This is a genomic window from Aromatoleum sp. (genome assembly GCF_035254505.1).
Classification (GTDB): Bacteria; Pseudomonadota; Gammaproteobacteria; order Burkholderiales; family Rhodocyclaceae; genus Aromatoleum.
The window spans coordinates 63,369-82,961 of record NZ_DATFAO010000058.1 but is presented as its reverse complement, the minus strand read 5'-3'; the positions used below and the strand labels follow the sequence as shown (position 1 = coordinate 82,961).

At 64.3% G+C, this 19,593-nt stretch carries 17 protein-coding genes and 1 tRNA gene; 13 read left to right on the top strand and 5 right to left on the bottom strand.

Features of this window, described 5'->3' with window-relative positions:
- The first annotated feature begins 11 nt into the window (after positions 1 to 11).
- The 7 genes from VJ673_RS11685 to VJ673_RS11655 all read left to right on the top strand — a co-directional run bounded on the left by VJ673_RS11685 (position 12) and on the right by VJ673_RS11655 (position 5,421).
- On the top strand, positions 12 to 521 hold the full coding sequence (locus tag VJ673_RS11685) for an LPS-assembly lipoprotein LptE (RefSeq protein ID WP_324126277.1): 510 nt from the start codon (positions 12 to 14) through the stop codon (positions 519 to 521).
- On the top strand, positions 518 to 1,525 hold the full coding sequence (holA, locus tag VJ673_RS11680) for a DNA polymerase III subunit delta (RefSeq protein ID WP_324126276.1): 1,008 nt from the start codon (positions 518 to 520) through the stop codon (positions 1,523 to 1,525). Before VJ673_RS11685 ends, holA begins: the two co-directional genes overlap by 4 nt.
- Before the next feature lie 115 nt (positions 1,526 to 1,640).
- Positions 1,641 to 2,918, top strand: a complete 1,278-nt coding sequence (locus VJ673_RS11675; RefSeq protein WP_324126275.1) for a glutamate-5-semialdehyde dehydrogenase — start codon at positions 1,641 to 1,643, stop codon at positions 2,916 to 2,918.
- A 38-nt stretch (positions 2,919 to 2,956) separates the two neighbouring features.
- Positions 2,957 to 3,424 carry a methylated-DNA--[protein]-cysteine S-methyltransferase gene (locus tag VJ673_RS11670; protein WP_324126274.1) on the top strand — a complete coding sequence of 156 codons (468 nt, stop codon included), beginning with the start codon at positions 2,957 to 2,959 and terminating at the stop codon, positions 3,422 to 3,424.
- Entirely contained in the window at positions 3,421 to 4,338 is a 918-nt protein-coding gene (xerD, locus tag VJ673_RS11665) for a site-specific tyrosine recombinase XerD (protein WP_324126273.1), read from the top strand. The genes VJ673_RS11670 and xerD overlap by 4 nt, the downstream gene beginning before the upstream one ends.
- Before the next feature lie 52 nt (positions 4,339 to 4,390).
- The gene (gene ybaK, locus VJ673_RS11660) at positions 4,391 to 4,879 is read left to right on the top strand and encodes a Cys-tRNA(Pro) deacylase (protein WP_324126272.1); all 489 of its coding nucleotides are present in this window, start codon (positions 4,391 to 4,393) and stop codon (positions 4,877 to 4,879) included.
- Positions 4,880 to 5,049: 170 nt separating this feature from the next.
- Positions 5,050 to 5,421: an H-NS histone family protein gene (locus tag VJ673_RS11655; protein ID WP_324126271.1), complete on the top strand. Its 372-nt coding sequence runs from the start codon at positions 5,050 to 5,052 to the stop codon at positions 5,419 to 5,421.
- A gap of 37 nt (positions 5,422 to 5,458) precedes the next feature.
- Here VJ673_RS11655 and VJ673_RS11650 read toward each other — a convergent pair whose 3' ends face one another.
- Positions 5,459 to 5,836: a dihydroneopterin aldolase gene (locus VJ673_RS11650; protein WP_324126270.1), complete on the bottom strand. Its 378-nt coding sequence runs from the start codon at positions 5,834 to 5,836 to the stop codon at positions 5,459 to 5,461.
- A 41-nt stretch (positions 5,837 to 5,877) separates the two neighbouring features.
- Between VJ673_RS11650 and plsY the strand changes: the two genes are divergently transcribed.
- Entirely contained in the window at positions 5,878 to 6,474 is a 597-nt protein-coding gene (plsY, locus tag VJ673_RS11645; RefSeq protein ID WP_324126269.1) for a glycerol-3-phosphate 1-O-acyltransferase PlsY, read from the top strand.
- Positions 6,475 to 6,478: 4 nt separating this feature from the next.
- Here plsY and tsaD read toward each other — a convergent pair whose 3' ends face one another.
- The gene (tsaD, locus tag VJ673_RS11640) at positions 6,479 to 7,519 is read right to left on the bottom strand and encodes a tRNA (adenosine(37)-N6)-threonylcarbamoyltransferase complex transferase subunit TsaD (protein WP_324126268.1); all 1,041 of its coding nucleotides are present in this window, start codon (positions 7,517 to 7,519) and stop codon (positions 6,479 to 6,481) included.
- Positions 7,520 to 7,665: 146 nt separating this feature from the next.
- On the opposite strand from tsaD, the gene rpsU reads away from it, so the two are divergent.
- From rpsU to VJ673_RS11615, 5 genes are all read left to right on the top strand, one after another.
- Positions 7,666 to 7,878 (top strand): 30S ribosomal protein S21, encoded by a 213-nt coding sequence (gene rpsU / locus VJ673_RS11635; protein WP_324126267.1) that lies wholly within the window; start codon positions 7,666 to 7,668, stop codon positions 7,876 to 7,878.
- Positions 7,879 to 7,968: 90 nt separating this feature from the next.
- The gene (locus VJ673_RS11630; RefSeq protein ID WP_324126266.1) at positions 7,969 to 8,415 is read left to right on the top strand and encodes a GatB/YqeY domain-containing protein; all 447 of its coding nucleotides are present in this window, start codon (positions 7,969 to 7,971) and stop codon (positions 8,413 to 8,415) included.
- 34 nt (positions 8,416 to 8,449) lie between these two features.
- On the top strand, positions 8,450 to 10,285 hold the full coding sequence (gene dnaG, locus VJ673_RS11625; protein ID WP_324126265.1) for a DNA primase: 1,836 nt from the start codon (positions 8,450 to 8,452) through the stop codon (positions 10,283 to 10,285).
- A 50-nt stretch (positions 10,286 to 10,335) separates the two neighbouring features.
- Positions 10,336 to 12,327, top strand: coding sequence for an RNA polymerase sigma factor RpoD (gene rpoD / locus VJ673_RS11620; RefSeq protein ID WP_324126264.1), 1,992 nt, complete (start codon positions 10,336 to 10,338; stop codon positions 12,325 to 12,327).
- 38 nt (positions 12,328 to 12,365) lie between these two features.
- Positions 12,366 to 12,442: transfer RNA gene (locus VJ673_RS11615), tRNA-Ile, on the top strand.
- A 181-nt stretch (positions 12,443 to 12,623) separates the two neighbouring features.
- Here the strand turns inward: VJ673_RS11615 and VJ673_RS11610 are convergent.
- The 3 genes from VJ673_RS11610 to VJ673_RS11600 are packed head-to-tail and all read right to left on the bottom strand — an operon-like array spanning position 12,624 to position 19,558.
- A complete protein-coding gene (locus VJ673_RS11610; RefSeq protein ID WP_324126263.1) occupies positions 12,624 to 13,556 on the bottom strand; it encodes a transglutaminase family protein in 933 nt (310 codons plus the stop codon).
- 2 nt (positions 13,557 to 13,558) lie between these two features.
- Positions 13,559 to 16,174, bottom strand: coding sequence for a circularly permuted type 2 ATP-grasp protein (locus tag VJ673_RS11605; RefSeq protein ID WP_324126262.1), 2,616 nt, complete (start codon positions 16,172 to 16,174; stop codon positions 13,559 to 13,561).
- 18 nt (positions 16,175 to 16,192) lie between these two features.
- Complete coding sequence (locus VJ673_RS11600; RefSeq protein ID WP_324126261.1) at positions 16,193 to 19,558, bottom strand: transglutaminase family protein; 3,366 nt, start codon at positions 19,556 to 19,558, stop codon at positions 16,193 to 16,195.
- Between the last annotated feature and the right edge of the window lie 35 nt (positions 19,559 to 19,593).

Genomic DNA, 19,593 nt, shown 5'->3' with positions numbered 1-19,593 from the left:
GGATGCTCCGGATGTCCCACAGCCGTTCGCGTCGCCGCACGCTCGCTGCACTCGCCGCCCTCGCGACAACGGGAGCGCTGGCCGGCTGCGGCTTCCAGCTCCGCGGCCCGCGGCCGCTGGCATTTTCGAGCATCTACCTGGGCGTGAGCACCCAGAGCGATCTGGGTGCAGCGTTGCGGCGCCGGATTCGCGCCAGCGGCAGCACCACCGTCGAAGACGATCCGGCAAAAGCGGACGTGCGTCTGGAAATCCTGCGCAACGAACGCCACCGCGACATCCTGACACTGACCGGCGCCGGCAAAGTCCGCGAGTACGAACTGACCTACTCGATCGCCTTCCGGCTCGTCGACCGCGCCGGCGCGGAGCGCATTGTACCGACGGTCATCACGGCGAAACGCGAATACAACTTCGACGACTCGCAAGTGCTGGCGAAGGAACAGGAAGAGGCGCTGCTGTACAACGATATGCAGGGGGACCTGGTCGAGCAGTTGGTGCGGCGCTTGGCCGCCGTCAAGTCGTGATCCTGCGCCCGGACCAACTGCCAGGCATCCTCGAGAAACCGCTCGCCCCGCTCTACCTGCTGCACGGCAACGAGCCGCTCCTCGTACTCGAAGCCGCGGACCTCATACGCGCCGCGGCTCGTCGCCAAGGCTACACCGAGCGGGAAACGCTCGTCGTCGGCCAAGGCTTCAAGTGGGATTCGCTGAATGCCGCCGCCGGCAATTTTTCGCTGTTCGGCGGCTCGAAGCTGATCGACCTTCGCATCCCCAACGGAAAACCCGGGCGGGACGGTGGCGACGCACTTCAACGCCACGCACGCAACGCGACCGATGGCGTCGTCACCCTGATCACGCTGCCGGAGCTCGATTGGGCCGCCCGCAAGGCGGCGTGGTTTACGGCGCTTTCTGAAGCCGGGATTGCAGTCGAACTCAATGCCCCCGAACGCGAACGCTTGCCGGAATGGATCGGTACACGACTCGCGCGCCAGAAGCAGAGCGCAGCGCCCGAAGCGCTCGCCTTCATCGCCGATCACGTCGAAGGCAACCTGCTCGCCGCACACCAGGAAATTCTCAAACTCGGACTGCTGCACGGGGAAGGCAGACTGAGCCTTGAGGATGTGCAAGATGCGGTGCTGAACGTCGCACGCTACGACATCGACAAACTCCGCCATGCCGTGCTCGATGGGGACCCGGCGCGCTGCGTCCGACTGCTCGAAGGCCTGCAAGGCGAAGGCGCCGCGCCCCCGCTGGTACTGTGGGCGCTCGCCAACGAAATCCGCACCCTCGCTGCACTCAGCGCCGGCGTCGCTGCCGGTCAGCAACTGGCAGGCTTACTGAAGACGGAGCGCGTCTTCGACGAACGGCGCCGCCAAGCCATCCAGCGCGCACTGCCACGGCTTCCGCCGGCGGCCCTGCGCGCGGCACTGCTGCATGCGGCAAAGATCGATCGCGTCATCAAGGGACTGGCCGCCGGCGACGTCTGGGACGAATTCCAGCAACTTGCCCTGCGCCTCGCGCGACGCTGACCACCGCCGTAACGACGCGTCACAGCTTCACACCCCGGCCCCTCCGCACTGTCCTCTGGCCGCGCAGGCACGTTCGATGTTTTAATCGTCTTTTGATCCGCAACATCGAACGCTCATGGATATCCAGGAATACATGCAGACCTTGGGCCGCCAGGCCCGCGCCGCATCGCGCCAACTGGCGGCGGCGTCGACCGCCGACAAGAACCGCGCGCTGCTCGCGATGGCTGCGGCGATCCGCGAGCGCAGCGCCGAACTTCTGGTCGCCAACGCCCGCGACCTCGAAGAAGCTCGCGCCGCCGGCCTCGAACCGGCCATGATCGACCGTCTTACCCTCAGCGCGACGGGCATCGAAGCGATGGCCACCGGCCTCGAACAGGTCGCCGCCCTGCCCGATCCGGTCGGCGAGATCACGGACGTCAAGCGTCGCCCGTCGGGTATCGAAGTCGGCAAGATGCGCGTGCCGCTCGGTGTCATCGGCATCATCTACGAAGCGCGGCCCAACGTGACGGCCGACGCCGCGGCGCTGTGCCTCAAGTCTGGCAACGCCGCGATTCTGCGCGGCGGCAAGGAAGCGCTGCACTGCAATCAGGCAATCGCGACCTGCGTCCGGGCGGGCCTTACTGCCGCAGGCCTGCCCGAAACCGCCGTGCAGGTCGTGGACACCACCGACCGCGCCGCCGTCGGCCATCTGATCACGATGCCGGAGTACGTCGACGTGATCGTCCCGCGCGGCGGCAAGGGCCTGATCGAGCGCATCTCACGCGAAGCACGCGTGCCCGTCATCAAGCACCTGGACGGCAACTGTCACGTCTACGTCGAAACCCTGGCCGATCCGGACAAGATCAATCCGATCGTCGAGAACGCTAAGACGCAACGCTACGGCACCTGCAATACGGCCGAATCCCTCCTGATCGACCGTGCCGTCGCCAAACGCTTCCTGCCCGACATTGGCCGCATGCTGGCCGGCAAGGGCGTCGAAATGCGCTGCTGCCCCGAATCGCTCGCGATCCTGCGCGAAGCGGGAGTCGAGGCGGACCGCCTCGTCGCCGCAACGGAGCAGGACTGGCATGAGGAATACCTCGCCCCGATCATCGCCGTCAAAGTCGTCGCCGACATCGATGAGGCGATTCCGCACATCAACACCTACAGTTCGGGTCACACGGAAGCCATCATCACCGAGAATCACTCGCGCGCGATGCGCTTCCTGCGCGAAATCGATTCGGCCTCGGTCATGGTCAACGCCTCGACGCGCTTCGCCGACGGTTTCGAATACGGTCTCGGCGCCGAAATCGGCATCTCGACCGACAAGATCCACGCACGGGGCCCGGTCGGCCTCGAAGGGCTGACAAGCCAGAAGTGGATCGTGTTCGGGAACGGCGAAGTCCGTCGCTGAGCCCACCGCCAACCAGGGCACACGGAGGACAGCCTTCGATGACCGAATTCGCCGCAGTCATCGATTTGCCCTTCGGGCATTTCGGCATTCGCACGGGCGATGACGTTGTGCAGGAACTCGTCTTTCTTCCACCCGACGCGAGCCCCAGGTCTCCCGACAATTATCTGGCCGAGCGCGCCGCCCACCAGATCACGCTCTGGATTAAAGATCCGGATCGCCCCTTCGACCTGCCGCTGGCCGAACGCGGCACGGCTTTCCAGCGCCGCGTGTGGGCGGCCATCAGTGCAATCCCGCGCGGTCAACAGCGCCGTTATGGCAGCATCGCCACGGAACTCGGAAGCGCCGCCCGTGCCGTCGGGCAGGCCTGCGGCGCCAATCCGTTTCCGCTGGTGGTACCCTGCCACCGCGTCGTCGCGGCAGGGGGCCTCGGCGGCTTTGCGAATGCCACAGACGGCTACCTGATTACCGCAAAGCGCTGGCTGCTCGAATTCGAAGCAAGGCCATGAGCAGCACCGAAAGCCGACTTCCCACCGAAACCCTTGCCGAGCTCGATGCCTTCAACGATGCAATGTGGCTCGAGCATGGGCTGTCGAAAAACACGCTCGCAGGCTACCGCAGCGATCTCGCGCTATTTGCGCATTGGATGCATCGCCGCGCCGGCGCGCTCAACCAGGCGAAGGCCGCCGACCTGACAGCCTATCTCGCCGAATTCAGTCTTGGCGCCCGCCCTACGAGCCAGCGACGACTCCTGTCGTCATGGCGCCGATATTTTCATTATCTCCTCGCTCAAGGCCGCATCGAGACGGACCCCACGGCTCTGCTGGATCCGCCGATGCACACGGAGCGTTTCCCGAAAACCCTGACCGAAAGACAAGTCGAAAGCCTCCTTGCCGCTCCCGACCTCGACACCCCGATCGGGCTGCGCGACCGCAGCATGATCGAGGTCATGTACGCCAGTGGATTGCGTGTATCGGAACTCGTCGAACTCAAGATCTTTTCCGTCAGCACCAACGACGGACTGGTCAGGATAATGGGAAAGGGAAACAAGGAGCGCCTCGTGCCGCTCGGAGAAGAGGCGCTTGATTGGCTTCGACGTTATCTTCAGGACGCGCGTCCGATATTGCTTGCGCGTCACCGCTGCGACGAGGTCTTCGTCACGCGCTTAGGCGCTGGCATGAGCCGCCAAATGTTCTGGCGCATCATCAAGCAATACGCAACGGTCGCGGGCATTGCCGCGAATCGCATTTCGCCCCATACCTTGCGTCACGCATTCGCGACCCATCTGCTGAATCATGGCGCAGACCTGAGAGTCGTGCAGATGCTCCTCGGACACGCCGACATTTCCACGACGCAGGTCTATACGCACGTCGCACGCGAACGACTCAAGTCCCTGCACGAAATTCATCATCCCCGCGCTTGAGGCCGCCGCATTGGCGTCGCATAATCCGCAGGATCGACTGCGGATTACTCTCATGAGCAAAATGCAACAGCACGCGCCCGAAACGCCGGCGACGCGATTTCTCAAGCAACACCACATCGCTTTTTCTGCCCATCTTTACGAATACGAACCTCACGGAGGAACGGGCGTTTCGTCACGCGAACTAAATGTTTCGGAACACTCCGTTATCAAGACGCTGATAATGGAAGATGAAAACAGCGATCCGCTTGTCGTGCTGATGCACGGGGACCACAAGGTATCCACGAAGGAACTTGCGCGCCAGATCGGACGCAAACGCATCGAACCTTGCGCTCCCGAGGTGGCCAATCGCCACTCAGGCTATCTCGTCGGAGGCACCTCGCCTTTCGGGCTGCGCAAGCGTATGTCGATTCTCATGGAAAAGACCATTCTCGATCTGCCGCTCATCTACATCAACGGCGGCAGGCGCGGCTTCCTCGTCGGCATTCACCCGCACGACCTGATCCGAATTCTCCAGCCACAACTCGTGGAGGTCGCGATTTGATTCGTGACTTTATGCCCTGATTAATCCCCGGAATTGCGAAAAAGATTTTAACTGCCGAATTTTGCTGGCAGAATATCCTAAGCCAATCATGGATCAGAGCGCATCGCGACTCGGCGCCGGTCCGAATTGACGCCGATCTCGCATAACCACATCTAGAAACGGGGATAAAAATGGAAATCGCCAAACTGTCGCTGACCGAATTGCGTCGCCTTCAATCGAAGATCGAAACCGAAATTCGGCGCCGCAGCGACGCTACGCGTCGCGATCTGCTCAAGAAGATGCAGAAGATGGCGGCCGATGAAGGCCTATCCCTGAGCGACTTGCTGCCTAATGCCGCAGCCGAAGAAAAGACGGCTCCGACCAAGGCCAAAGCCAAGGGCAAAGCCGCGGCCAAGAAGACCGGCACCGTTCCGGTAAAATACCGCAATCCGGCCAACCCGTCCGTCGGCTGGAGCGGTCGTGGCCGCAAGCCCCAGTGGGTGATCGACTGGCTGGGGCAAAACAAGCCCTTGGCCGATCTCGAAGCGAAAGCGGAAGCGTGATCCGCGCCGGGCGCGACGCGCCCGGCATCTCGAGTTTTCAGCTCGCCGTCGCGGGAGGAGAAACCCCCTCCTTCCCGCGCTGAATGAATACGCCCACGCGCCGAACGCCTTTCATCACGCCGATCTTGGCAATCCGGATCTTCACCCACGGCGCGCCGAAATCATCGAGCAGCAGCTTGACGACGAACTCCCCGAGCGTTTCGATAAGATTGAAATGCTGCTCGGCCAGCTCCTTGCGGATCCGTTCGATCACGTCCGCGTAGTTGATGGTGTCGGCAATATCGTCGTGCTCGGCGGCGGAATCGGGAACGCCGAAGGTCAGGTTCAGCTCGACCGTCTGCGGCGCAGCCTTCTCGCGCGGATAGATTCCCACGCACGCCTGCACTCGCAGCTCCTCAATGAAAATAAAGTCCATGGCGGTTCCTGATTAGAATCGCGGCAATTCTAGGTGAAAACATGACCCTGCTGCCTCTCTTGCTCGCCGGTTACCTTCTCGGCTCGATTCCGTTTGCGATTGTCTCAAGCCGTTTGTTCGGCTTGGCCGATCCGCGCAAATACGGGTCCGGCAATCCCGGCGCCACCAATGTGCTCCGCAGTGGCAACAAGAGTGCGGCACTGATGACCCTGGTCGGCGACTGCGCCAAAGGGTGGCTCGCCGTATGGGCCGCACAACGCATGGGCTTTGAACCCACGATTGCCGCCCTTGCCGGCCTCGCCGCCTTCCTTGGCCACGTGTTCAGTGTCTTCCTGCGCTTCAACGGCGGGAAGGGGGTTGCCACCGCACTTGGCGTACTCGCCGGCATCAGCGGATGGATCGCATTGACGGCGCTGCTCGTCTGGCTCGCGGTCGCCTTCACCACCCGCTACTCATCCGCGGCAGCGCTTGCCGCTGCCGTCGCAACGCCTATTGCCGGCTATCTGATCCTGGGCCCCACACCGACGATCACGGTACTCCTGCTGATCGCGGGCATCCTGATCTGGCGTCACAGCGCAAATATCCGAAAATTACTCGACGGCACCGAAAGCAAGATCGGCTCGCGCAAGAAAGCCTGACGCCTCACGCTCCGGTCGCAAGCGCATTCGGCGACTTTAATGCTGCAAGCGGCCATCGCGGATATACCCGCACGGCGAAATCGGGACTGACGACCTGACCCGCGTTCAGCCTCAGAGCACCCGCAAAGGCAATCATGGCCCCGTTATCCGTACAAAGCTCGGGCTCCGGATAGTAGACACGCCACTTCCGCCGACGCGCCGCACTGTCCAGCCTTTCGCGCAGACGACGGTTGGCCCCTACACCCCCCGCGACGACGAGCCGCGAGTGCCCAGTCTGCTCCAAGGCTTTCAGCGCCTTCGCGCACAACACCTCGACGACCGCCTCCTGGAAATCCGCCGCCAGATCCGCCACATCTGCAGGATTCCACGCATTGCTGGAGACGACGTTCAATACCGCTGTCTTCAGGCCGCTGAAGCTGAAATCAAGATCGCCCGAGCGCAACATCGGCCGCGGCAGCGCAAAGCGCCCGGACTTTCCGGACTCCGCCAAGCGCGCCAATTGCGGCCCGCCCGGGTAGTCCAGGCCGATCAGTTTCGCTGTCTTGTCAAAAGCCTCACCAGCGGCATCGTCGAGCGATTCGCCCAACAGCGCGTATTCGCCCACGCCGGTCACTTCCATCAATTGCGTGTGCCCGCCCGAGACTAGCAGGGCGACGAAGGGAAACTGCGGGGGATCCTGCGCCAGCAGCGGTGAAAGCAGGTGCCCCTCGAGATGATGAACCGGCAGCACCGGCACCTCCAAAGCCAGCCCCAGCGCCTCCGCATAGCTCGCGCCCACCAGCAACGCTCCGGCGAGCCCGGGACCGGCGGTGTAGGCAATGCCGTCGATCTGCGGCAAACCGCAGCCTGCGGATTCGAGCGTCTGCCGCACAAGAACCGGCAAGAGCCGTATATGGTCACGCGACGCAAGCTCAGGCACGACGCCACCATAGGCCGCGTGCAGATCAATCTGCGAGTGCACCCGATGTCCGAGCAGTCCGGCATCGGTATCGAATACCGCTACGCCGGTCTCGTCGCACGAAGACTCGATTCCCAGCACTCTCATCCTTGCCCCAGTCGCTCTTTTCGCGTGAAGAAAGTCGCATTCTAACGGCCTTGCCAAGGCGAAGCTAAGTTTCTGCTTGGCTTATCCGGGGCCAGTCGATATACTTATCCTCTTTTCCGCCTACAGAATCCACAAGGAAGTTCGCAATGCCGGGTATCCGCGTCAAGGAAAACGAACCGTTTGAGGTTGCCCTCCGCCGCTTCAAGCGCACCATCGAAAAAACCGGGTTGCTGACCGAGCTTCGCGCCCGCGAGTTCTACGAGAAGCCTACCTCGGAACGCAAGCGCAAGTCGGCCGCCGCCGTCAAGCGCACCCAGAAGCGCCTGCGCTCGCAGATGCTTCCGCCGAAGCTCTACTAAGAAGCTTCAGCCACGCCTGACAACCCACACCGGGTGCGGATCTGAAGATTCGCACCCGGTGTGGGTTTGCTTTTCGACACCGGAGTCGCCATGTCTCTCAAACTACGCATTCAGGACGACATGAAGGCCGCCCTGCGCGCGAAGGATAGCGCACGGCTGTCAGCCGTCCGCATGCTGATTGCCGCCATCAAGCAACGCGAAATCGACGAACGCGTCGAGCTCGACGAAGCTGGCGTCATGGCGACGGTTGAAAAGCTCGTCAAACAACGCCGCGACGCGGCCACACAGTACGACGCAGGCAACCGCCCCGAACTCGCAGCTGCAGAGCGCTTCGAGATCGAAGTCCTGTCCGCCTACCTGCCCGCAGCCCTGTCGGACGCCGAACTCGACGCAGCCATCGAGGCCGCCATTACCGAGTGCGGCGCGAGCGGCCCGGCCGACATGGGCCGCGTGATGGGACCGCTGAAGGCACGCCTCGCCGGTCGCGCCGACATGTCGGACGTGTCGCGGCGCGTTCGCGCGCGCCTCGCCTCCTGACCGCTCGCCGCCGAAGCATGGCGGCAGACCGGCCATGATCCCGCAGTCGTTCATTCAGGACCTCCTCGCTCGCGTCGACATCGTCGACGTGGTCGAGCGCCACCTTACCCTGAAGAAGAGCGGCGCCAACTATTTCGCCTGCTGCCCCTTCCACGGCGAAAAATCAGCCTCCTTTTCCGTCAGCCCGAGCAAGCAGTTCTACCACTGCTTCGGATGCGGCGCCCATGGCACCGCGATCAGCTTCCTGATGGAGTACAGCGGCCTGCCCTTCGTCGACGCCGTCAAGGAACTGGCGGGCTACGCAGGGCTGCAAGTGCCGCAATCCCACAGCGGACACGATCGCCAGCCGGCTACGCCCGAGCACGACGAGCTCCTTGCCGCGATCGCGACGGCGGCGCGCTTCTACCGCGACCAGCTGAAGCACGCACCCATTGCCATCGACTACCTGAAGCGTCGCGGCCTGACCGGGGAGATCTGTGTCCGGTTCGGCATCGGTTTCGCACCTGACGACTGGCACGGGTTGCGCAAGATATTTCCGGAGTATGAGCGCAAGGCGCTACTGGACGCCGGCCTCGTCATCGAGAACGACGCCGGACGCCGCTACGACCGCTTCCGCAACCGCATCATGTTCCCGATCCAGGACCGGCGCGGGCGCATCATCGCGTTCGGCGGACGAGTCCTCGATGGCGGCGAGCCCAAATATCTGAACTCGCCCGAAACGCCGCTGTTCGAAAAGGGGCGCGAACTCTACGGCCTGCCCCAGGCGCAAAAGGCGATCCGCGAAGCGGGCCACACGATCGTCGTCGAAGGCTATATGGACGTCGTGGCCCTCGCGCAATTCGGCGTCGGCAACGCCGTCGCAACGCTCGGCACCGCGACCACGCCGCACCACATCAATACCCTGCTGCGCCACGCGCAGCGCATCGTGTTCTGCTTCGATGGCGACGCCGCCGGACGCAAGGCGGCGCGACGCGCGCTCGAATCGTCGCTCGAGGCGCTACGCGACGACGTCACGCTCGCCTTCCTGTTCCTACCCGAAGAGCACGACCCGGACTCCTTCGTGCGCGCGTTCGGCGCGCCGGCGTTCAGCGAGGCCGCCGCATCGGCAATGCCGCTGACCACCTTCCTGCTCAACGAACTGCGCACCGACTGTCCGCTCGATACCGCCGAAGGCCGCGCGCGACTGGTGCATGAGGCGAAGCCGCTCGTCACGCGGGTCGCAGCCCCGATGCTGCGACTGCAACTGATCAAGGCCATCGCGGAAGCCAGCGAATTCAGCCAAGCCGAGGTCGAGACGGCCTTCGGACTCAAATCCGAAACACCCAGGCGCCCGCCCCCAGACTTCCGCCAGGACATGGAGTTCGGCAGCCCCCGGCGTGCGCCCTACCCGCCCCGCGACCGCCCGAGGCCCCGCGGTCGCCAGCGACCGCCCTCCGCCATCGACACCCTGCTACGCCTCGTCCTGCATCACCCGACCTGGGCAGCGCGACTTCCGGTGGACCTGGTGCCGGATGACACAGCCGGCGCGAAAGCCCTGGTCGCGATCATCGACACGATGAGCACAGGCGACCTGGTGACAAACGGGGGACTTGGAGCGCTGGTCGAGCAGTTCCGGGATACCCCTCACAGCGAGACGATTGCACGAGTGGCCGGGGAACTGGTGGATGCCGAATTTGACGAAGCTGTTATCGAAACAATTTTTGAAGATACGTTGCGAAAGCTGCACGCAGACGCGATCGCCCGTGAAATCGGCGAACTGACGCTGCGCGAACGCTCAAGCGGCCTCTCGCCGGTGGAGCGCGGCCGACTTGCCGAGCTGTTAATGGAAAAAAGAAAGCTCGTCAACCTCGGCAAAGTCAGTAACGTTTAGTATAATCGTCGATTACCCCAATTCATCGTTCGCCCGATTCAAGGAGTGCCATGGCTCGCGAAAAAGTCAAGGATTCGCGGAAGGATATCCCGAAAGGACGGGCCTCCAAAGCCAAAGACAAAGCCGTACTGATCGAGGAAGGAGCGCCTGCCGGGGCGCTCGACGCGGAGGTTCGCAAGACCCGCCTGAAGACTCTGATCTCGCTCGGCAAGGAACGCGGCTACCTCACCTACGCAGAAATCAGCGATCACCTGCCCGACGACGTTGCCGACGCCGAGCAGATCGAAGGCATCATCGCGACCTTCAACAACATGGGCATCCGGGTCTTCGACGAAGCGCCGGCTGCCGAAGACCTGCTCATGTCGGACGCCGTCCCGAGCACGGTCGATGAAGATGTCGCGGAAGAAGAAGCCGAACAGGCGCTGTCGTCGGTCGATTCCGAATTCGGGCGCACCACCGACCCCGTCCGCATGTACATGCGTGAAATGGGTACGGTCGAGTTGCTGACCCGCGAAGGCGAAATCGAAATCGCAAAGCGCATCGAAGACGGCCTGCGTCACATGGTCCAGGCAATTTCCGCCTGCCCGACCACGATCACCGAAATGCTCCAGATCGTGGACAAGGTCGCCGGCGACGAAATGCGGATCGACGAACTCGTCGACGGCGTGATCGACCCCAACGCCGCTGCCGAGGAAGAAGCCGCGGCGATGGCCGAGGTCGATGACGAAGGTGCCGAAGACGAAGAAGGCGGCGACGACGCCGGTGACGACGACGACGAAAGCAGCGACGAAGAGAAGGAAGCTGCTGCCAACGCCGCGACGCTCGCGCAGCTGAAGGCTGACGCGCTCGCGCGCTTCGCCGTCATCCGCAAGTTCAACGACAGCAAGCTCGAAGCGCTGGCGAAGAACGGCTCGCAGGATCTCAGCTATCTCGCGCTTCAGCAGCAGATCTCCGACGAACTGCTCAACATCCGCTTCACCGCGAAGGCCATCGAACGCCTGTGCGACACCGTGCGCCACATGGTCGAGCAGGTGCGCAGCCACGAGCGTCAGATCCTGCAACTGTGTGTCGACCGCGCGGGCATGCCGCGCACGCACTTCATCAAGGTCTTCCCGGGCCGCGAAGTCGACCTGAACTGGCTGAAGGACGAGATCGGCGTCGGCAAGAGCTACGCCGAAGGCCTGATGCGCGTACATCCGGCCGTGCTCGAAGAGCAGCAGAAGCTGATCGACTTGCAGTCGCGTATCGGCATCTCGCTCAAGGAGTTGAAGGACGTCAATCGGCAGATGTCGACGGGCGAAGCCAAGATGCGCCGTGCCAAGCGCGAGATGACCGAGGCCAACCTGCGCCTCGTGATCTCGATCGCGAAGAAGTACACCAACCGTGGTCTGCAGTTCCTCGACCTGATTCAGGAAGGCAACATCGGCCTGATGAAGGCGGTGGACAAGTTCGAATACCGCCGCGGCTACAAGTTCTCGACTTACGCGACATGGTGGATCCGGCAGGCCATCACCCGCTCGATCGCCGACCAGGCACGGACCATCCGGATCCCGGTTCACATGATCGAGACGATCAACAAGATGAACCGCATCAGCCGGCAGATTCTGCAGGAAACCGGCCAGGAGCCCGATCCGGCGACGCTCGCCGAAAAGATGGACATGCCCGAGGAGAAGATCCGCAAGATCATGAAGATCTCCAAGGAGCCCATCTCGATGGAAACGCCGATCGGCGACGACGACGATTCGCATCTGGGCGACTTCATCGAGGATCAGGCGACGCTCGCGCCGGCCGACGCCGCGATGTATTCCAGCCTGCGCGAAGCGACCGGCGAAGTGCTCGACTCGCTCACCGCCCGTGAAGCGAAGGTGCTGCGCATGCGTTTCGGCATCGAAATGAATACCGACCACACCCTCGAGGAAGTCGGCAAGCAGTTCGACGTCACCCGCGAACGCATCCGCCAGATCGAAGCCAAGGCCCTGCGCAAGCTGCGTCACCCGAGCCGCTCGGAACGCCTGCGTAGCTTCCTCGACAGCGACGCCTGATCTCTGGCCCGTTCCCCGCGGACGGGCAACCGCTTTTCGGGCCCATAGCTCAGTCGGTTAGAGCAGGCGACTCATAATCGCTTGGTCGCGGGTTCAAGTCCTGCTGGGCCCACCAGCACCCAGGAACGCCAACCTTTCGAGGTTGGCGTTCTGCTTTTCGGGGCCTCGCATGCCCGATTCTCCTGACTCGGCGCAACTTCAAATATGTGACATACCCTCGCCGCGGTCCGCGAGCGACGAGTTCTGCAAGTACGCCTTCCCCACAAGCGGCGGGAACAAGGTAGCGCAGCGTCATTTCAGCTGACTTCCGCAGACGGCTGAACGAGACGGTCGCCCTCCTCCTCATCGACGGGAGTGACGGTCACACCGACCTTCAGCGTATGTTCGCCCCCGCCCTGAATCACGCCGCGAATCGGTGAGACGTCGACGAAATCGCGGCCCCAGCCGATGACGAGGTGGCGCTCGTCGGCGAGGCAGTTGTTGGTGGGGTCGAATTCGATCCAGCCATGGGCTGGGACATAGACGGCGACCCACGCGTGGGACGCGTCGGCGCCGAGCATGCGCGGCTGGCCGGCCGGGGGGTCGGTGCGTAGGTAGCCGGAGACGTAGCGTGCGGCGAGTCCCATCGAACGCAGACAGCCGACCATCAGGTGGGCGAAGTCCTGGCAAACGCCGCTTTTGCGTTCGAGGACTTCGAGTACGGTCGTACCGACCTCGGTCGCTTCGGGGTCGTAGTGGAATTCGTCGTGGATCCGCGCCATCAGATTCAGTGTGGCGTCGACGAGCGGCCGCTTGGCGGAGAAGGACGGTGCCGCGTACTCCTCCAGTTCGCGCTTGACGCGCACTCCAGGCGATTCGAAGCGCATGCGCTCGGCCTCGACGAGCTCGTCGGACAGCGGGCGGGCCTGATAGCAGAGGAGCGTGGTGACATCTTCCCAGCGGTCCTGGTCGTCGAGCTTGCCGAGCCATGGACGCGGAGCGACGCGAAGCGAAATCTCGCTCTCGACGTGCAGGTGGTCGTGCGGGACGGCGAGTTCAATGCAGCTGACCGGATTGCCGAAGGCGTCGCTCACTTCGAGATGCGAGGTCGGCGCCGGATCAACACGCAGCGCGTGCGCCTCGATACGCTGCCATGGGCAGTGGCGCGGCACGAGGTGCAGCAGGTGGTGCGCCAGCTGCACCGGCATCGCATAGTCGTAGAGGGTGGAGTGAAGAACGTGGTACAGCATGTTCAGGTGGAGAGTACGCGCGAGCTCGGCGCGACGTGGGTGAAGAAGCGTTCCGCGATGCGGTTGGACAGCGTCCCGGCCGCGATGTGGAGCAGGCGCAGTTGTGCCACGAGTTCCGTGCATCCGCCGCAGTTCGCGCAAGCTTGCTCGTCCGGACGACAATCCTTGCGCCCCAGTTCGAGGTCCTCCAGTGGGAAGGCGCGCAGCATGTTCGAAATGTCGCGGAAGTCCGAAAGGCCGCAATCTGCGTCTGGTGCGTGGAGGAACTCCCGTAGCAGCGACTCCAGGTAGCGCTGAAGCATGTCGACCTGAAAGATCACCGAATGCGGATTGTCCGCGTCGAAGACGATGAGGTCGAGTGTCGGCAGGATGTCGGGCGTGCGCAGGTAGCGCTGACGATAAGTTTCGGCGCAGTCGGCGAGTTGCAGCAGCGCCTCGATGCCTGCAGGTTGGCCGCTGCAGCCGTCGAGGAAATGGGCGACTATCTGACACCGGCTTTGCAGGCGTTCGATGCGGCGGCCAAGGACGAGAAAACGCCAGCCGGCATCGCGCACCATGTCGTCCATGGCGAAGCCGGAGAGCTGCACACAGGAAAGCAGCACGCGGTCCAGTGTCGAAGGCAAGCTTGCCATGGAGACGTCTGCCAAGGGGTCGACGCCCTTCGCGTCGGGACTGCGGCGGCGCAGGATGTCGTGCATGCGGTTTAGCGAGTGCCAATGGTCGAGCGACAGGCGATCGCGGACCTGGGTAGCGGCCCATAGTGTCCGCCGCAGGGTGCTGGCCAGGCTGCCGGGATTGCGCTCGTCGTGCACGCCCTCGATCAGCCGGCGCAGTACCGAGCGTCCCTTCGCCGGCGGCAGCAACCAGAAGAGTTCGCAATAGCGGAGCGCGGCGGCGAGTTGCCCCGGTTCGTCGGTCACAAGCAGCGGCGGTTCCGTCACCGCGCCCTTTTGCGACAAGGACGATTCGCCCTCCAGATTGAGTCGCTCGCACGCGAGACGCAGCAGCCGGGCGCTGTTTTCGACACGTTCGCCGTAGCGGCCGAGCCAGAAGAGATTCTCGACGGCGCGGCTTGCGATCTGCGAATTGGCGCGGACGATGTCGCGCGCGCCGAGTTCGCCCTTAAGCAGGGAGAATTGGCTGACGGGCTTTTCGGACAGGACCCAGGTGTCCTTGGAGGAGCCGCCGCGCTGCATCGACAGGATATCGACCTTGCCGCTGCCTGCCACGCGGGTCAGCCCGCCGGGCATCACGCGCCAGCCTTCGGGCGTCGCGACGGCATACACGCGCACGCCGATCGCACGCGACAGCAGGCGGCGATCGAGCGACCGCGAGGCGCCCGAAAGCACAGGCGCCTGCGAGAGTTGGACGATTTCCTGGCCGACGTAGGCATGGGGGCGCTGACGCAGGCGTTCGGCCCAACGGGCGCGCTCGGCGAGGGAAATGTCGCGGCCGAACACGGGCTCCATGCGTTGCGAGGGATAGGCGGGCTTGATGACGAGGGAGCCGAGGTGCTCGATCACGTAATCGAGGGCCGGCGATTCCCCGCACCACCAGGTCGCGACGGCGGACATCAGGAGCGGTTCGCCGAGGAGGTGCTCGGCGAGCTTCGGCAGGAAGGCGAGCAAGCCCGCGGATTCGAGCACACCGCTGCCGAGCGCGTTCGCGATCAGCACGCGGCCACTACGGGCTGCCTGGACCAGGCCGGGCACGCCAAGCGAGGATTCGCCGCGCAATTCGAGCGGATCGGCGTAGTCGTCGTCGAGGCGGCGCAGGATGACGTGCACGCGGCGCAAGCCGGCGAGCGTCTTCACATAGACGGTATTGCCCCGCACGGTGAGATCCTGCCCTTCGACGAGCGGAAAGCCGAGGTAGCGTGCGAGATAGGACTGCTCGAAATAGGTCTCGTTGTACGGGCCGGGGCTGAGCAGCACGATGAGGGGCGTCTCGCCGGCGTCGACCGGAGCCCACCGGGCGAGACTGTCCTGCACATGGCGAAAGAAGTCGGCGAGATGGAGGACGCGCTGGTCGCGGAACTGGTCGGGGAACAGGCGCGAGACGATCAGGCGGTTTTCGAGCGCATAGCCGGCACCCGACGGTCCCTGCGTACGATCCGCAATCACCCACCATCGGCCGTCGGGAGAACGGGCGAGGTCGGCGGCGTAGACATGCAGAAAATGATCGGACGGCGGAACCGTGCCGAGGCAGGGCCACAGGAAGCCGTTGTGGCCATAGACCAGCGCCGCGGGGAGCGCTCCGGTGCGGATCAGGTTCTGCGGTCCGTAGAGGTCCGCCAGCACGCGGTCGAGGAGATGCGCCCGTTGCGCGACGGCGGCTTCGATGTGCGCCCACTCCTCGGTCGGCAAAATGAAAGGCAGCGGGTCGACCGTCCAGGGCCGGTCGGTCCCCTGCGGGTCGGCGTAGACGTTGTAGGTGGTACCGTTCTCGCGGATGCGCTCGGCGACGAACTGCTGGCGCGCCCGCATCTGCTCCGGGGTCGACGCCCCGAGCGCATCGACGAGCGGCGCCCAGTGAGGCCGCAGCACGTCCCCCGCGCCGAGGAGTTCGTCGTAACGAGCCGTCGGGCGGGCATAGAGCGAGAACAGCGAATGCGGCATCTGGCCTCGGGCGCCAACCTATGGTGATGCTCGCAAGTCTAGCGTGAATGGGAAGGCGGAGTTGCGCTCCGCAGGTTCGATCCGCGACAGAGCCCCGCCCGGCGTGTGTCCGATGCGGAAGAAGCGCGCGAGACGACGCGATTCGGCCTCGAAGGCGTTCACCGGGAAGGTGTCGTAGTTGCGGCCGCCAGGATGGGCGACGTGATATTGCGCGCCGCCCAGCGAACGCTTCATCCAGGTGTCGACGACGTCGAAGGTGAGCGGCGCATCCACGCCGATCGTCGGATGGAGGCAGGAGGCGGGCTGCCAGGCACGGTATCGGACTCCTCCGACCGCTTCGCCGACCGTTCCGGTCCGTTGTAATGGCAACGCCCGGCCGTTCACCGCGAGTACATAGCGATCCGGCGGCATGCCGTTCACCTTGACCTGGAGGCGTTCGACCGAGGAGTCGACGTAGCGCACCGTCGCGCCGGCGGCACCCTCCTCGCCCATCACATGCCAGGGCTCAAGCGCGTGACGCAACTCGATTTCCATGCCGCGCACGGCGAAGTCGCCGATCTTGGGGAAGCGGAACTCGAAGTGCGGCGCGAACCAGTCGGCCTGGATCGGCAGGCCGAAATCGTTCATCTCTGCGACCACGTCCTCGAAGTCCTGCCGGACGAAATGCGGCAGCATGAAGCGGTCGTGCAGTTCGGTGCCCCAGCGCACGAGGCGGTCGGGCGCGTAAGGCTGCTGCCAGAAGCGTGCGACGAGGCCGCGCAGCAGGAGCTGCTGCGTGAGCGACATGCGTGCGTGGGGCGGCATCTCGAAGGCGCGCAATTCGAGCAGACCGAGGCGGCCGGTCGGGCCATCCGGCGAATAGAGCTTGTCGATGCAGAACTCGGCGCGGTGGGTGTTGCCGGTGACGTCGATCAGGAGGTTGCGCATCAGGCGATCGACGAGCCAGGGCGGACAGTAGCCGTCGCTGCCAATCCGGCGCTCCATCTCGCGGAAGGCGATCTCGATCTCGTAGACCGAGTCGTTGCGTGCCTCGTCGATACGCGGCGCCTGCGAGGTCGGGCCGATGAAGAGTCCCGAGAAAAGGTAGGACAGCGACGGGTGGTTGTGCCAGTAGCTGACAAGGCTGCGCAGCAGATCGGGGCGGCGCAGGAAGGGTGAGTCGTCCGTCGTCGCACCGCCGAGGACGAAGTGGTTGCCGCCGCCGGTGCCGGTGTGGCGACCGTCGAGCATGAACTTCTCGGTCGACAGGCGCGACTCACGCGCGGCCTCGTAGAGGTGGGTCGTACGCTCGACGAGCTCATCCCAGTCGTTGGCGGGGTGGATGTTGACCTCGATCACGCCGGGGTCAGGCGTGATGCTGAAGTGTGCGAGGCGCGGGTCGGACGGCGGTTCGTAGCCTTCCATGATCACGGGCTGGCCGAGCGCCTCGGCGGTGGCTTCGACGGCGGCGACGATCGCGAGGTAGTCGTCGAGGGAGTCGGTCGGCGGCATGAAGACATAGAGGTTGCCTTCACGCGGCTGCGCGCACATCGCGGTGCGTGTGAGCCAATCTGCCGACTCCTTGGCGCGCGGAGCCCGATCCGACGTCGTGGGGGCGGCAGCGGCGCGTCCGCCACCGTTCGGCAATACCGTCTGTGCGACTTGGAGCGGGCCGGGGTACTGGGCCTGCTGGCGCAGCACGGAGTAGTTGGCGAGCGGCGGGAACTGTTGCGCCGGGTCGGGCGCGTGGATGTACGGATAATCGGCCTTGCGGACCCAGGGCTGCGAATCGAGCGGCAGACGGTAGCCGATCGGTGAGTCGCCGGGGGTCAGATAGCAGCGCTCGTCGCGCAGGAACCACAGCCCCGTCACCCAGGTGCCCGAGGGGCTGCGTGCGATCGGCAGCACCGAGCCGACGGCGTTCGGTAGGCCGTGCTCGAACACCCGGCGCAGGCGCTCGCGCTCGAGCGGGTCCTCGAGACGCGAATCGAGGGGATCGACATTGACCGGCAGGCGGCCTTCGCGCCACAGGTAGTAGAAGGTGTCCTCGAAGGCTTCGAAGACGTATTGCGGGTCGAGTGCGAGGCGTCCGGCAACTCCGCGCAGGAAGCGGTTGGCAATCGCGGGATCGGCGCCCGAGGACTTGCCCTCGTCGGCGTAGAGTTCCGGTTTGCTCCAGATCGGCTCGCCGTCGCGGCGCCAGTAGGCGTTGAGCGACCATCGCGGCAGCTGCTCGCCCGGATACCACTTGCCCTGGCCGAAGTGCATCAATCCCTGAGCACCATATTTCTCCCGCAGACGGTGGTAGAGATCGGTCGCGAGCAGGCGCTTGGTCGGCCCGAGCGCGGTCGTGTTCCACTCGTCGCCGTCCGGGTCATCGACCGAGACGAAGGTCGGCTCGCCGCCCATCGTCAGGCGCACGTCGGCGGCGTCGAGCTGACGGTCGATCGCGTGGCCGAGCGCCTCGATGCGAGCCCAGGTTTCCTCCGAGTACGGCTTGGTGACGCGCGGCGCTTCCCAGATGCGTTCGACCTTCATCGTGTGCGCGAACTCGCACTCGCACTCCTCGATGAGGCCGGTGATCGGCGCAGCGGAGGACGGCTCCGGGCTGCACGCGAGCGGGATGTGACCTTCGCCGGCGAAGAGGCCGGAGGTCGGATCCAGCCCCACCCACCCCGCCCCGGGCAGATAGACCTCGCACCACGCGTGCAGGTCGGTGAAGTCGGCTTCCGGTCCCGAGGGACCATCGAGCGATTTGACGTCCGCCGTGAGCTGGATCAGGTAGCCGGACACGAAGCGCGCCGCCAGCCCGAGGTAGCGCAGCAACTGCACCAGCAGCCAGGCCGAATCGCGGCACGAGCCGCTGCCTGTCACGAGCGTCTCCTCCGGCTTCTGCACGCCAGGTTCGAGGCGGATCAGGTAGTCGATGTCCGTCTGCAGCCGTGCGTTGAGCTCGACGAGGAAAGGCACTGTGCGCTTCTTGTCGCGCGGGATCGTCGCCAGGTAGGCCGTGAAGCGCTCGCCGATCGCCCCACCGACCGGCAGCTTGTGCAGGTAAGGCGCGAGCTCGACCCGCTGTTCCTCGTTGTACGAAAAGGGGTAATGCTCGGCTTCGGGTTCAAGAAAGAAGTCGAAGGGGTTGAGCACCGCCATCTCGGCGACGAGATCGACCTCGACGCGGAACTCGCGGGTCTTGTCCGGGAAGACCAGGCGAGCGAGGTAGTTGCTCTGCGGGTCCTGCTGCCAGTTGATGAAGTGCTTCTCCGGCAACACCTTCAGGGAATAGGACAGGATGCGCGTGCGGCTGTGCGGGCACGGGCGCAGTCGCACGATCTGCGGACCGACATTGATCGGACGATCGTAGCGGTAGTGGGTGACGTGATTGAGGGCAACATGGATCGACACGACTCTTTCTCCGTTATTCGTATTGCGCGCTTCTC